General features: G+C 61.1%; 14 protein-coding genes. 2 read left to right on the top strand and 12 right to left on the bottom strand.

Annotated elements, in window-relative coordinates:
- Positions 1-15: 15 nt before the first annotated feature.
- Genes OH686_RS15990 through OH686_RS15965 form a run of 6 tightly spaced genes read right to left on the bottom strand, consistent with a single transcriptional unit; the run spans position 16 to position 5805 of the window.
- On the bottom strand, positions 16-420 hold the full coding sequence (locus OH686_RS15990; RefSeq protein WP_289533874.1) for a type IV pilin protein: 405 nt from the start codon (positions 418-420) through the stop codon (positions 16-18).
- Positions 421-431: 11 nt separating this feature from the next.
- Complete coding sequence (locus tag OH686_RS15985) at positions 432-3674, bottom strand: pilus assembly protein (protein WP_289533872.1); 3243 nt, start codon at positions 3672-3674, stop codon at positions 432-434.
- A gap of 20 nt (positions 3675-3694) precedes the next feature.
- Complete coding sequence (locus OH686_RS15980; protein ID WP_289533870.1) at positions 3695-4162, bottom strand: pilus assembly PilX family protein; 468 nt, start codon at positions 4160-4162, stop codon at positions 3695-3697.
- A 10-nt stretch (positions 4163-4172) separates the two neighbouring features.
- Positions 4173-4886: a PilW family protein gene (locus tag OH686_RS15975; RefSeq protein WP_289533868.1), complete on the bottom strand. Its 714-nt coding sequence runs from the start codon at positions 4884-4886 to the stop codon at positions 4173-4175.
- Between the two features lie 8 nt (positions 4887-4894).
- Positions 4895-5326: a type IV pilus modification protein PilV gene (pilV, locus tag OH686_RS15970; RefSeq protein WP_289533867.1), complete on the bottom strand. Its 432-nt coding sequence runs from the start codon at positions 5324-5326 to the stop codon at positions 4895-4897.
- An 11-nt stretch (positions 5327-5337) separates the two neighbouring features.
- Entirely contained in the window at positions 5338-5805 is a 468-nt protein-coding gene (locus tag OH686_RS15965) for a GspH/FimT family pseudopilin (RefSeq protein ID WP_289533865.1), read from the bottom strand.
- A gap of 197 nt (positions 5806-6002) precedes the next feature.
- Between OH686_RS15965 and OH686_RS15960 the strand changes: the two genes are divergently transcribed.
- Entirely contained in the window at positions 6003-6512 is a 510-nt protein-coding gene (locus OH686_RS15960) for a GspH/FimT family pseudopilin (RefSeq protein WP_289533863.1), read from the top strand.
- Here OH686_RS15960 and ispH read toward each other — a convergent pair whose 3' ends face one another.
- The 6 genes from ispH to murJ form a co-directional block, all read right to left on the bottom strand.
- The gene (ispH, locus tag OH686_RS15955) at positions 6513-7457 is read right to left on the bottom strand and encodes a 4-hydroxy-3-methylbut-2-enyl diphosphate reductase (protein ID WP_289533861.1); all 945 of its coding nucleotides are present in this window, start codon (positions 7455-7457) and stop codon (positions 6513-6515) included.
- Between the two features lie 62 nt (positions 7458-7519).
- Positions 7520-7957: an FKBP-type peptidyl-prolyl cis-trans isomerase gene (gene fkpB / locus OH686_RS15950; protein WP_289533859.1), complete on the bottom strand. Its 438-nt coding sequence runs from the start codon at positions 7955-7957 to the stop codon at positions 7520-7522.
- Positions 7950-8459: a signal peptidase II gene (gene lspA / locus OH686_RS15945; protein WP_289533857.1), complete on the bottom strand. Its 510-nt coding sequence runs from the start codon at positions 8457-8459 to the stop codon at positions 7950-7952. Before lspA ends, fkpB begins: the two co-directional genes overlap by 8 nt.
- Positions 8452-11283 carry an isoleucine--tRNA ligase gene (gene ileS / locus OH686_RS15940; protein ID WP_289533855.1) on the bottom strand — a complete coding sequence of 944 codons (2832 nt, stop codon included), beginning with the start codon at positions 11281-11283 and terminating at the stop codon, positions 8452-8454. The genes lspA and ileS overlap by 8 nt, the downstream gene beginning before the upstream one ends.
- 14 nt (positions 11284-11297) lie before the next feature.
- Positions 11298-12236, bottom strand: coding sequence for a bifunctional riboflavin kinase/FAD synthetase (gene ribF / locus OH686_RS15935; RefSeq protein WP_289533854.1), 939 nt, complete (start codon positions 12234-12236; stop codon positions 11298-11300).
- Positions 12237-12318: 82 nt separating this feature from the next.
- Positions 12319-13863, bottom strand: a complete 1545-nt coding sequence (gene murJ / locus OH686_RS15930; protein ID WP_289533852.1) for a murein biosynthesis integral membrane protein MurJ — start codon at positions 13861-13863, stop codon at positions 12319-12321.
- Positions 13864-14045: 182 nt separating this feature from the next.
- Here murJ and rpsT point away from each other — a divergent pair, with 182 nt between their 5' ends.
- The gene (gene rpsT, locus OH686_RS15925; protein ID WP_068829169.1) at positions 14046-14318 is read left to right on the top strand and encodes a 30S ribosomal protein S20; all 273 of its coding nucleotides are present in this window, start codon (positions 14046-14048) and stop codon (positions 14316-14318) included.
- Positions 14319-14342 lie beyond the last annotated feature (24 nt).

The following is a 14342-nucleotide window of genomic DNA, read 5'->3' as shown; positions in this document are numbered from 1 at the left end:
GATTTCAATCAGGATCTAGCGTCGCCAGCAGATGGCATTGTCCCCCTCGCCAGAATCCTGTTCACCAAGCTCATTGATACTGAGCGCCTCGCACTCATCACCATCCATGACGCCACCATCAACGGCAGTTGCGTTGATGATAAAAGCAGTTGCGGAGGTGTTGGCATCGTCAACAGCAATATCATACACCGCCGTACCGTCGGCCGGACTCTGGGCAACGATATTCGCTCCCACATAGGTCCCGTTCTGCGAATAGAAGCGCTCCATAAGCTGGGCGTTCTCCAGCATGATCGCCACAGCTTCAGCCCTGCGGGTCTTCTTCACGTACTCGTTGTAGCTGGGGTAAGCAATAGCGGCAAGAATGCCGACAATCGCAACCACGATCATCAATTCGATCAGCGTGAATCCATTGCGTTTCATCTAGTAAGCCCTTACTGCAATTGACGCCACATGATACGCCGTGACTGAGCCACGCCACCGCATTGCCCATTATTCACTTCGCCGCACTCGTCCACGACCTGCACCTCGCCTGTCGACTTGAGGATGTACTTGCCCTGAGTATCCTTCTCATCACCGGCATCGATAATTACCGGCACGCCCGGAAGGCCGTCCTCGATGCCCAGCCCGGATACACGGGTATCGCCATCATCGACTTTGCCATCGCCATTGGTATCGAGCACAGGGTAAGTCAGCATGGACCCCGATATGGCATCCAGCTCGACCAACTTGCCGCTACCCGTACTCTCGCAGGGGTCGACCGCATCCACCTTGGCAGTCACGAAGATGACCCGTCCCAGGGTAGTCTGCGCCGGATAGATGACCCTTTCGCCCTCGAGATCGCCATCCAACACCAGAGGTAGATACCAGCCCCGCTTGGTATCCCAGTCGACCGTGTTCTCCGTGGTCGTGTAATAGGTCTGGGTTACGCCATCGGCCGTGATATCCACATCATCGACGAAGGCCTGGGCCTGCAGGGAACTACTGCTCACAGTACCGGTGGAGCTCGGTTTGTCCCAGATGGCGTAGAAGGTTTGTAGCTCAGTGCTGAGCTTGTCTGCGGCCTCCATCAGCTTGCCGGTGCCGAACAGAACCATGTGCCCGCCCTTATCCTCATGCTCTATCACCAGAGGCTTGGCGGTGATGGGATGATCGGAGCCCGCAGCGAATAGCGGAGTTCCGCCGTTAGCCACGGACGCGGAGCCGCTCGACATGTCTATTTCCCAGAGATTGCCGCGCAGATCACCGGCATAGACTTTCTGCACCTGATACTGGGCATTAACAACCATCTGCGGCGAGGAGAGGCCGTTTGGCGTAGTACCGGTAGCATTGGCATCCACGACAAGCTCCTGGATCAGCTGTCCGGTCGAAAGGTTGACCACATAGAGGGACGCCTTGCCCAGATGACTGCCATAACCGTTGCCAAATATGGCTACCCACTGGTTGCTGGCGTTTCTAACCACCAAGGGCTTGGAATAGGTATATCCAAGGTTATTCCAGACATTGGCCGGGGTTGAAGTTGCCGGGGCAGTAACCTCCCACAGCGCACGGATTGTATTGTCGCCCGCAGAGAACAGCTTGACCGCGAACATGCTCTTGCCACCGCCGCCCATGCCGGCAACGGCCACGGTAGACCAGGTGGAGTTCACCTCTGCGTCCGCCACCGTAATGCCGCCGTCCACCATGAACTTGTGCCCACCGCTGGTGGCATAGTCGGTAGCTGCCACAGTCTTCAACTGAGGGAAGACGCTGGAAGGCATATAGCCATACCGGTGGCCGCCGGTGTCGGCATTGATCACATGGAAGAAGCCATCGTTGCTATTGACCAGCAGGCTGTTAGTCATGCCCGCCTTTGCCGCGATGAAGCTGTCGTAAGAGGTCGAGCCGGTGATATCGCTAGCCAAGCGCTCGGTCGACGAAACCCGCTCCAGCGTAGAGTTGATCACATCGCCCAACAACACTGTACGGGTACGCAGGCCGGTCACTGCAGCTCCCTTGGCCCAGTCGACCAGTTGACTGCCCGTCACCCCAGAGGGCAGACCGGCACTGAGAGTTGCCTGCTGAGTGGCGGACACATTGGCGTAGGCCAGCGAAACGACACTATTGGTCCCGGTGTTATAGGTCTGATAGCTAGCACCGTTATTGGACGGCGTGATGGTGTTATCGGTACTCCAGACTCTCGCCAGCAGGCGCCCCGTAGTCGGGCTCAACGAATAGGCCTCGACCGTACCGCGCCAATCCGCGGGATCGTACAGAGTCTTGTAGTAACGGGTCTCGGTAGTCAGGCTTGTGGAACTGGAGGCACCGGCACCACCGGAACCCGCCTGGGCGCTGATTTCATTCAGCGCCTGAGTGAGAGCCGCAGTCAGTCCAGCACTGTCAGTAGCGGTGTAGTACTTGCCTCGACCATAGAAGGCCGCGTCCTTCAACATCTGGTTGTCTTGGGCAAAACCGACCGTATAGGTTTTCACATTCTGCTGATTGAATGCGGTGGCTTCGAAACTCTTCCCTGCATTATCCAGAACAGCCGTCGGGCGAATATCGATGTCGTAAGCAAATTTGGCGATATCGTCCAGATAGTAAGTCGAACCCTCGCTGCTTAGCGAAAGGGAGGAGTCGCCATCGGAGTATGCGGTAGGGGGACTGGGGTTGAGGCCATCCCAGTTGGGTAGGTTATCGGTTCCGGCAACGGCAGGGTTGTCGCGATCAGGATCGCTTGCGGCATTAAAGAACTTGGAGTCGTAGGTCGGTGCACCATCGGTTACCACGATCCCGAAGTTTTTCTGGCAGCGGTACTGCACCTGATCGGAAATATTGGCTGGCGCTGCGTTGTAGGAACTGGCCAGCCCCCTGTAATAGCGGATCACGTCATAATAGGCTTCCGCCAGCGGTGTATAAGTAGCTCCGTACAAAGCATTGACGTTCGCGTCCAGAGTTGCCTTGGTCGCCCCCAGACCGGACTGAATGATCCCTCCCTGCTGCTGGTACACTTCACCGGTGCTACCAGAAGCAGTATTGCCCGGTCGGAAGGTGGCCAAACCAAAACGGACACCAGAGAAATTGTCGGCAACGATCTGCTTGGCAACACTCTTGGCCACGCCCATCCGATGGGTCGTTGGAATATCTGCAGCAATTACCGTCCCCGCCAACACACCTTGAACAAGATACTCCAGGTAGTTCTTTGGCAAGTCCGCCTCATCCGCTGTAGAGCCCGACGAGTTGGTCTGCACTACTCCAGGAAAGGGAATACAGACGGTCTGTGCAGAGGTACCAGGGTAATAACGATCCTGTCCGCTAACCCTATATCTGTTCTTAGCGCCCAGCCGATAGTAGCCACTGGCACATCCACCCTGGGCCACGTTGCTATGTCCGGAGAGAGTCGCAGTGTCAGCCCAGTGATCCCTGTTGGTCACATTACAGGAGGTCCCGGCCTTGCAATACATTGCAGTGGGATAGTCCGTCCTGGAGTTAAATCCCGAGTGATAAATCACCGTATTCATACTGCCTGAGTTATCCAGCAGCAGCATCACGTTCGGCGTAACGGCGGCCGTACTCAGCAAGGGGGCCTGAAAGGGCGTGAACGCATAGACCGGCGTAGCAGCATAAGCAGCGACAAGCGCACCAGCCAAAAGGGAAAGCAGCTTGGACTTTCTGCCTTTATCGATTGACAACGACATTATTGGACCCTCACAGATATTCAGTTGCTGTGCGCATAAATACTTTCGAGCGCAGTCTTGGCGTTACCCTTTGTGGCGACAGCGGTTACCCGGTAGAGCATGACACTGGAGCCGTTCTGTACATTCACCGCATCGCTGGAGGTACCAAGCTTCTGTAGTCGATAGAAGGCACCACCAGATGCACTCGTCCACACATCGCAGGTCCCCGATCCAGCACTCAGGTCACCTGAGAAGTCCGGAACACGGCAGCCGTCGCCAGTGCAGGTAGAACAAGCTGCCAAGCTCCCCTCATTAGCCGGGGCAGCGATAAAATTCTCACCTTCGCGCAAGGCGCGCTCTGCGAGCTGGAAGGTTTCATTCTTGATCTTGATATTGCCGGCCATCTTTTCCTGCAGACCGGCATTCTGCATCGAGGCCACGCCAATAATGGTCAGCAGCAGAAGAAAGATCAGACTGACGAATAGCGCCATACCATTTTGCTTTTTCATGATTGCGCCCTTACAGGAGTCGGTTACGCAGTGCGGCGACAACCGAATAGTTCTGGTCTGCCGCCTTACCATCCGGATCAGTCAGCGTCAGACTTATGCGTACACTGCGAATCAGTGCTGGATCGGCCGCACTGGTCGCATAGTTACCCGAGGCATATGTGCTTTCAGTATCGGCCGCCATACCAAAGCTGACGTCAAAGCTGGTAACCCCGGTAATCAGCGGCTGAAATCCACTCCCGCCGTTGCTCACGGAAAGCGTCTGCTCATCGGCATCGTACCGATACTCCACCTGGCGAATCGGAAAGGCCATTTCACCCGCAGCAGGAGAAGCCGCACCGACATGAACGACGCCAGCCGAACGGCAATCGGTCGTCAGCGTCCAGTCGGCGGCGTCAGGTGCAGACGAGCCGGTCGTAGCATCGGCAGTAATAATGCTGAGCGTATTGCTGCCCCAAGCGATGGGCTCATCAAACTCGGTCGGCACACCGCTGACCGAGCCCGAGCCCAGTGACAGGCAACCGAACATGCCGGCCATACGCAGCTCCTGAGTGATGCGCGAAAGCACATAGCGAGCATCCTCCTGCAATCGTGCCGAAGCATCCTGTGTTTCATAGGTCTGCTTGGAGCTGATGAATATCTGGGTGATACCCAGCACCACCAGCAGGCCGAGGACCATGGCAACCATGACCTCGACCAGACCGAATCCGGATTGATTAGGCTTCATGATCGGCATCACTCATTGGCAACATCGGTGGTAATCGAAAAAGTCCCTGTCGCATCTGCCTCTCCCGTGGCCTTGCTTTCCGACCAGCTGATATTCACCGTAACCGTGCTGCCAGTTACATCGATGCTGCCGACTCCACCAGGCAGGCTCTGCACATTGGTGGAGAAGTCGGTCAGATCGGTCGCTTGCAGGCTCGATCCCGAAGGCGGAGAGTCGGTACTGTCCAGCTCGTAGTCATCCACGCTATCCGGATCGGCGCTGGCCCGAATGCGATCCAGGATATCGTATGCAATGAAGCTGGCCTGCGACGTGTAGACGGCGCTGTTGGTGTACTTGAGCGCGTTCAACTGTAGCGCCGCGGCCCCCAGCACCCCGATGGCACTGATAAAAACTGCGATCATTACCTCGAGCAGGGTGACCCCTGTTTGCGATTGGCGCATTGGATCTCTCATCACTCACACTCCGTCCCAACCTGGATACGCCCAGTAAGGCAAACCGCAACAATCTTGCTCTGGTCTCCCCGCGTATATGTGAATGCCACAGCCTGAGCGGGGCTGATCAGCCCGCCGAAACTGTTGAACTCGATGGAGTCTGCATCATTCTCTTCCTCCACCCCGGCGCCCGAGGCCATGGGGGGAAGGGTGCGCAAAACCTCGCCATCGGAGCTTTTCTGGATGGTGATACCACTGCCCCAGCCCTCGTCCGGATCGGTGGGCACAACCTCCACCGGCTGACTGCGATTGATCGCCTCAAGCCGGCCATAGCTCAGCGCCTTGGCTAGGTCATTCACCTCGGTACTCGCGCGCGAGCGCTCGAAGGCGCCATCGAATGCCGGTAGCGCCAGGCCAGCCAGAATCGCCACTACCACCAGAGTGATCATCAGCTCGACCATGGTGAAGCCGTTTGCATATCGCCGCATTGCTGCTCTCCCTTTACTGAGTCGGACTATATCCACCCGCTTGTAAGCGAACAGGGCAGACAGGACATACGGTCGGATTTACCCCCCCAATGAATAACAGCGATGTGCCATAGACCGCAGTTTTGCGACCTCGCCTTGCTCGCATCGGCGCACGACCTATAGTCAGACGGCCCCACTAATCCAAGGACGGATTAAGCATGCGGAACACCGGATTCACCCTTATCGAGCTGCTGACGACACTCGCAGTCGCCGCCATATTGACCTTCGTCGCCATCCCGCTGGTCGATGAACTGCTGGCCAAGCAACGAGCGAGCATGGCGCTGCGGAGTTTTACCGATAGCCTGAGATACGCCAGGACACACGCCGTCCTGAACCAGACAGGTGTGACGATGCGCGCACAACAGGGCGACTGGGCCGCAGGCTGGATGATCTTTGAAGACCCCAACCAGAATGCGACGCCTGATAGCCGAGAGAAGACCCTGCTGCAGAGAACCCCGAGCGAAACCCTGGTGATCAGGGGCAACCAGCCCGTGGCCAGCTACATACACTTCAATATGCAGGGTGAGCCACAACTGACCGGGGGAGGATTCCAGGCAGGAACAGTGACCATCTGCTCGCCCGCCACGCCTGACAAGCGCACTCGACTGATAATGGCCAGAAGCGGAAGGCTGCGCGTCAGCAGCGAAGAAGCCTCCTCCTGCCCATGATCACAGGTTGCGGACGCGAAGCTCCTTCGGCATCGAGAAAGTCACATTCTCCGGCCGCCCATCCAGCTCCTCCGCGCCAATGGCGCCCCACTCGCGAAGCCGTTCGACCACCCCAAGCACCAGCACCTCAGGCGCCGAAGCACCAGCGGTAATGCCAATGCACTGCACACCGGCGAACCATTCCTGCTTGAGGTCTTCGGCACCGTCGATCAAGTAGGCCGGGGTGTCCAGGCGCTCGGCAAGCTCGCGTAGGCGGTTGGAGTTGGAACTGTTCGGGCTACCTACTACCAGCACCACATCGCACTCGCTGGCAAGCTGCTTGACTGCATCCTGGCGGTTCTGGGTGGCGTAGCAGATGTCATCCTTGCGCGGGCCCCCAATGCCAGGGAACTTGGCGCGCAGGGCGTCGATGACCTTGCTGGTGTCGTCCATGGATAAGGTGGTCTGAGTAACGAAGGCCAGCGTCTGCGGGTCGCGCACTTCGAGCGCGGCTACATCCTCTTCGTCTTCCACCAGATAGATGGCGCCGCCGTTGCGGTCGTCGTACTGGCCCATGGTGCCTTCGACTTCCGGATGGCCTTCGTGGCCGATGAGAATGCATTCGCGGCCGTCGCGGCTGTAGCGCGCCACTTCCATATGCACCTTGGTCACCAGCGGGCAGGTGGCGTCGAAGACCTTGAGGCCACGGCGCTCGGCCTCCTGGCGTACGGCCTGGGAGACACCATGGGCACTGAAGATAACGATGGTGTTGTCCGGCACCTTGTCCAGCTCTTCGACGAACACGGCGCCGCGGGCGCGCAGGTCCTCGACCACGAACTTGTTGTGCACCACTTCGTGACGCACGTAGATCGGTGCGCCGAACACTTCCAGGGCGCGGTTGACGATCTCGATGGCACGATCGACGCCGGCGCAGAAGCCGCGGGGGTTGGCGAGTTTGATTTGCATGCTGGGTATCTCGGCGCGCGCTGAAAGCGATGGGGAGAGTGTACGCCTCTCCCGGAGAGGGGTCAGGCCTGACGGACTTCGATGATTTCCACGTCGAAGCTCAGGGTCTTGCCGGCCAGAGGATGGTTGAAGTCGACGGTTACCTGCGCTTCGTCGAACGCCTTGACCACGCCCGGCAGCTCGGCATTGGCGGCATCGTTGAAGATCACCAGCAGGCCCTCGGACAGTTCCATGTCGGCGAACTGGCTGCGCGGCATGACCTGCACGTTCTGCGGGTTGGGCTGGCCGAAGGCATTCTCCGGTTCGATCTGCAGGCTGCGCTTGTCACCGGCCTTGAAGCCGTAGAGCGCGACTTCGAAGCCTGGCAGCAGGTTGCCATCACCGACCTTGAAGGTAGCCGGCTGTTTGTCGAAGGTGCTGTCGACCACATCGCCGTTGGCCAGCTTGAGGGCGAAATGCAGGGTGACTTCCTTGTCCGGGCCAATGCGTTGCTCAGTCATGGGCGGGCTCTCCGGACTTCTTGCTCTTGAACATATCCAGCGCCAGCATCACGGCGCCGACGGTGATGCCGCTGTCGGCCAGGTTGAAGGCCGGAAAATGGTGGCGGTCCTGCCAGTGCACCAGGATGAAATCGACCACATGACCGAGAACAATACGGTCGTACAGGTTGCCCAGCGCACCACCCAGCACCATAGCCAGGGCGATGGCCAGCCAGGTCTCGTCGCTCTTGAGGCGCTTCATCCACACCACCAGCACGGCGCTGACGCCGGCGGCGATAGCTGCGAACAGCCAGCGTTGCCAGCCGGACTCAGCGGCCAGGAAGCTGAAAGCCGCGCCACGGTTATACAGATGGGTCCAATCGAAGTAGCCATCGATCACCGTGACCCGCTGCCCGTACTCCAGCACCTGCAGCACGATCTGCTTGCTGCCCTGATCGAGGACGAACACCAGCACGGCTAGCCACAGCCAGGCCAGACGGCCGAAACGCGAGGCATCAGACATGCTTGCGTACCTCGCCAGCGCCTTCGATGTTGCTCACGCAACGCTCGCACAGCTCGGGGTGCGAGGCATTGCTGCCGACATCGGCGCGGAAGTGCCAGCAGCGACCGCACTTGGCGTGGGCCGACTTGACGATCTTCAGCTTCAGGCCAGGCACCTCGGTGGCCACCGCATCGGCTGGCGCATCGGCCAGCGGCGCGACGGCGGCGGCGGAGGTGATCAGGGCAAAGCGCAGCTCGTCGTCGAGCTTGGCCAGGGACTGCTGCAACGCCTCGTCGCCATAGAGGGTGACCTCGGCCTGCAGGTTGCCGCCGATGGCCTTGCTGTTGCGCAGGTTCTCCAGCTCCTTGTTCACCGCGGCGCGCACGGCGGTGAGCTGCTCCCAGTAGGCACGATCCAGCTCGAAGCCTTCCGGCAGGCGGTTGAGACCTGTGTACCAGGTGTTGAGCATGACCGACTCGTTGCGCTCGCCCGGCAGGAACGACCAGATCTCGTCAGCGGTGAAGGCCAGGATCGGCGCGATCCAGCGCACCAGGGCCTCGGCGATATGGTACTGCGCACTCTGGCAGGAGCGGCGCGCCGCGCTATCGGCAGCAGTGGTGTACTGACGGTCCTTGATCACGTCCAGATAGAAGCCGCCCAGCTCCTGCACGCAGAAGTTGTGCACCTTGGAGTAGACGTTCCAGAAACGGTATTCGCCGTAGGCCTCGATGACTTCGGCCTGCAGGCGCGCGGTGGCGTCCACCGCCCAGCGATCCAGATCGAGCAGCTGCTCGGCCGGCAACAGGTGTTTGGCCGGGTCGAAGTCGCCCAGGTTGGCCAGCAGGAAGCGCATGGTATTGCGGATACGCCGGTAGGCATCGGCGCTGCGCTGCAGGATGACCTTGGACACGGCCATCTCGCCCGAGTAGTCGGTGGAGGCGACCCACAGGCGCATGATGTCGGCGCCCAGGCTGTCGTTGACCTCCTGCGGAGCGACGACGTTGCCGAGGGACTTGGACATCTTGCGGCCGTTCTCATCGACCACGAAACCATGGGTCAGCAGGGCCTTGTATGGCGCGTGGCCGTCGATGGCGCTACCGGTCAGCAACGAGGAATGGAACCAGCCGCGGTGCTGGTCGGAGCCTTCCAGGTACAGGTCGGCGCGCGGCCCCTGCTCGTGGCCCATTGGGTGCGAGCCACGCATCACATGCCAGTGGGTGGTGCCGGAATCGAACCAGACATCCAGGGTGTCGCTGATCTTGTCGTACTGCGCAGCCTCGTCGCCGAGCAGTTCGGCGGCGTCGAGCTTGAACCAGGCCTCGATGCCTTGCTGTTCGACGCGCTTGGCCACTTCCTCCATCAGCTCGACGGTGCGCGGGTGCAGCTCACCGCTGGCCTTTTCGAGGAAGAACGGGATCGGCACGCCCCAGTTACGCTGACGCGAGATACACCAGTCCGGGCGCCCGGCGATCATGCTGTGCAGGCGCGCCTGGCCCCAGGCCGGTACGAACTCGGTCTGCTCGATAGCGGACAGTGCACGCTCGCGCAGGGTGGCGCCTTGCGCAGGCGCCTTGTCCATGCCGACGAACCATTGCGCGGTGGCGCGGTAGATCAGCGGCGTCTTGTGCCGCCAGCAGTGCATGTAGCTGTGCTGAATGGCTTCGTGCTTGAGCAGCGCACCGACTTCGCCGAGCTTGGCGACGATGGCCGGGTTGGCCTTCCAGATGAACTGGCCGCCAAAGAACGGCAGGTCGGCCACGTACACGCCGTTGCTCTGCACCGGGCTGAGTATGTCGTCGTTGTGCATGCCGTACTGCTTGCACGAACGGAAGTCGTCCTCGCCATAGGCCGGGGCGGAGTGGACGATACCGGTACCGGCACCCAGCTCGACGTACTCGGCCAGGTAGACCGGGGCGAAACGCTCGTAGAACGGATGACGGAAGCGGATGTTTTCCAGCGCGGCACCGACAGCGGTGGCAACCACTTCGCCCTGCAGGCCGTAGCGCGCCATGCAGCTCTCGACCAGCTCCTCGGCCAGCAACAGCAACTTGTCGCCGACGTCGACCAGGGCGTAGGTGAACTCCGGGTGCACGTTGAGCGCCTGGTTGGCCGGGATGGTCCAGGGCGTGGTGGTCCAGATGACGATGCTGGCCGGCTTGGCCAGCTCGCTCAGGCCGAAGGCGGCGGCCAGCTTGGCGGCGTCCTCGACGGCGAAGGCCACATCGATGGCATCGGACTTCTTGTCCTGGTATTCGACCTCGGCCTCGGCCAGGGCCGAGCCGCAGTCGAAGCACCAGTTGACCGGCTTCAGGCCCTTGAACACGAAGCCTTGCTTGACCATCTCGGCCAGGGCGCGGATCTCGCCTGCCTCGTTGGCGAAGTCCATGGTCTTGTACGGGTTGTTCCACTCACCCAGCACACCGAGGCGGATGAAGTCGGCCTTCTGCCCTTCGATCTGCTCGCCGGCATAGGTGCGGCAGCGCTCGCGAGTCAGGTCGGACGGCTGGTTCTTGCCGAAGGTGGTTTCGACCTTGTGCTCGATCGGCAGGCCGTGGCAGTCCCAGCCCGGCACATAGGGGGCGTCGAAGCCGGCCAGGGTCTTGGAACGGGTGATCATGTCCTTGAGGATCTTGTTGACCGCGTGACCGATGTGGATGCTGCCGTTGGCATAGGGCGGGCCGTCGTGCAGGACGAACTTCGGCCGGGTCTCGCCAAGCTTCCGCAGCTTCTGGTACAGACCAATGCTGTCCCAGCGCGCCAGGGTCTCCGGCTCGCGCTGCGGCAGGCCGGCTTTCATCGGGAAGGCAGTATCCGGAAGGTTCAGCGTGGCTTTGTAGTCGGTCATCTCAGGCTCTTCGATCAATCAAGCGGTTGGCCAAGCCAGTAGGCCCGGGCGGCGGAGACATCCGCGTCTATCGCCGTCTTCAGCGCCTCCAGGGAGGCAAAACGCTGCTCATCACGCAGCTTGTGGTGGAACTCCACCGTCAGACGCTGGCCATAGAGATCGCCAGCGTATTCCAGCAAATGCACTTCCAGATGCGGGCTGCCGTCGCCAGCCACAGTCGGGCGCTGACCGATGTTGGCCACGCCGTGGAAGCGGTGCCCCTCGTGCAATGCGGTCACCAGAAATACCCCGCGCAGCGGCGGCTTGCGCCGCTTCAGCTGCACATTGGCGGTCGGCGTGCCGAGCTGGCGGGCCAGCTTCTGGCCATGCAACACGCGGCCGGCCAGGGCATACGGACGCCCCAGCAGGCGCTCGGCCAGCTCCAGCTCGCCGGCCTGCAGGGCCTCACGCACACGGGTGCTGCTGACGCGCTCGCCGTCCAGCTCGACGGTCAGCGCCGCCTCGACGCTGAAGCCATGCCGCTCACCGGCCTCGACCAGGAAGGCGAAATCGCCAGTGCGGCCGGCGCCGAAGCGGAAATCGTCGCCGACCTCCAGATGCTTCACGTGCAGCCCGTCCACCAGCACCTGACGCACGAACTCGTCGGCCGACAGTTCGCGCAGGCGACGGTTGAAGGCCAGGCACAGCACCCGGTCGACACCCTGGGCCGCCAGCAGCTCGAGCTTCTCGCGCAGACGGGTGAGACGGGCCGGCGCAGTGTCCGGGGCGAAGAATTCCCGCGGCTGCGGCTCGAAGATCACCACGCAGCTCGGCACGCCCAACTCGATGGCGCGCTCACGTAGGCGCGCCAGGATGGCCTGGTGACCACGGTGCACGCCATCGAAATTGCCGATGGTGGCAACGCATCCCTGGGTTAGGGGTAGCAGATTGTGGAGGCCTCGGACCAGCTGCATAGCGCACTTCTTGCTTACAAAGTGGTCGATTATACGCACAGGCGACTGGCGGCGACAGGCAGTGTGTCGGCCGCCTGGCGCGTCAGTGAATGGCGCGGCGGGCGAAGTCGCGCGGGCGGAAGCCGAGCAACAGCAACATGCCGAAATAGGTCACCGTACCTGCCGCCACCAGCGCGCCCAGACGCAGCAGCCGCATAAGCATGCCCCCCTCTCCCCAGGCCGGCATATGGTGCATCACCAGCAACAGCACGGCCGTCATCGCCAGCACCGCCAGCACCAGCTTGGCGAGGAACTTCGGCCAACCCGGCTGCGGCTGATACATGCGCTTGCTGCGCAGCTGCCAGTAGAGCAGCCCCGCGTTGAGGCAGGCGGCCAGACTGATGGCCAGCGCCAGCCCAGCGTGGCGCAGATCCAGACCGAAGACGAACAGCGCATTCATCGCCTGGGTCGCCAGCAGGCTGACGATGGCGATACGCACCGGGGTCTTGATGTTCTGCTGGGCGTAGAAGCCCGGCGCGAGAATCTTCACCAGGATCAGCGCGAGCAGGCCGACCGAGTAGGCGACCAGCGCCTGCTGGGTCATGGCCGAATCATGCGCAGTGAACTTGCCGTACTGGAAAAGAGAAACGATCAGTGGCTCGGCGATGATGGCCAGCGCCAGGGTGCACGGCAGTACTAGCAGGAAGCACAAGCGCAGGCCCCAGTCGAGCAGCTTCGAATACTCCTCGCGATCGGCGCTGGCATAGGTCTTGGCCAGCGCCGGCAGCAGGATGGTGCCCAGCGCCACGCCGAGCACGCCGGACGGCAGCTCCATCAGACGATCCGCGTAGTACATCCAGGAAACAGAGCCCGCCACCAGGAAGGAGGCGAAGATGGTGTTGATGATCAGCGAGATCTGACTCACCGACACGCCGAAGATCGCCGGCCCCATCTGCTTCAGCACCCGCCATACGCCGGTATCGCGCAGGCTCAGGCGCGGCAGCACCAGCATGCCGGTCTTCTTCAGCGCCGGCAGCTGCCAGAGGAACTGCGCCAGGCCACCGACCAGGACCGCCCACCCCAGGGCCATGATCGGCGGATCGAAGTACGGCGCGAGCCAGACGGTGAAGACGATCATGCTGACGTTCAGCAGGGTCGGCACGAAGGCCGGCACAGAGAAGCGGTTCCAGGTGTTGAGCACCGCACCGACCAGCGACGACAGCGAGATCAGCAAAATATAGGGGAAGGTCACCCGCAGCAGGTCGACGGTCAGGGCGAAACGCTCCGGCTCGTCGGCGAAGCCTGGCGCGCTTATCCAGACGATCCAGGGCGCGGCAAGAATGCCGAGCAAGGTCACCAGCGCCAGCACCAGGCTCAGCAGGCCGGCGATATAGGCCAGGAACGTGCGGGTCGCCTCCTCGCCCTGCTGGGTCTTGTACTCCGCCAGGATCGGCACGAAGGCCTGGGAGAACGCGCCTTCGGCAAAGATGCGGCGCAGCAGGTTGGGCAGCTTGAAGGCGACGACGAAGGCGTCCGATGCCACGCCGGCACCGAAGATGCGCGCGATGAGCGTGTCGCGGACGAAACCCAGCACGCGGGAAACCATGGTCAGGGAGCTGACGGCGGCCAGGGACTTGAGCAGATTCATGAAGTCTCGACGATCCGAAAGGCCGGCACAGGCAGCCGGCACATGAAGGCGAGGAGTGTAACCAGCCACCGCTGGTCAGACCAGCCAATCAAGGCACTTCCGCACTTGACAGGCGCGCGACGCATCGGCATGATTCGCGGCCTTATTTGTTGCTATCCCCCTAGTTTTCGAGGAGCTTGACGGTGGCCAATACACCTTCTGCCAAAAAACGCGCCAAACAGGCTGAGAAGCGTCGTAGCCATAACGCCAGCCTGCGCTCCATGGTCCGTACCTACATCAAGAACGTGGTCAAGGCTATCGACGCCAAAGACCTGGAAAAGGCTCAGACCGCCTACACCCTGGCTGTTCCGGTCATCGACCGCATGGCCGACAAGGGCATCATCCACAAGAACAAGGCCGCTCGTCACAAGAGCCGCCTGAACGGTCACATCAAGGCCCTGGCTACCGCCGCCTGATTGATCTGTTCTTGAAAAGACCGG

Source organism: Pseudomonas sp. SO81 (assembly GCF_030374125.1).
GTDB lineage: Bacteria > Pseudomonadota > Gammaproteobacteria > Pseudomonadales > Pseudomonadaceae > Aquipseudomonas.
The sequence above is the reverse complement of the archived record's forward strand: the minus strand, read 5'-3'. Positions and strand labels throughout refer to the sequence as shown.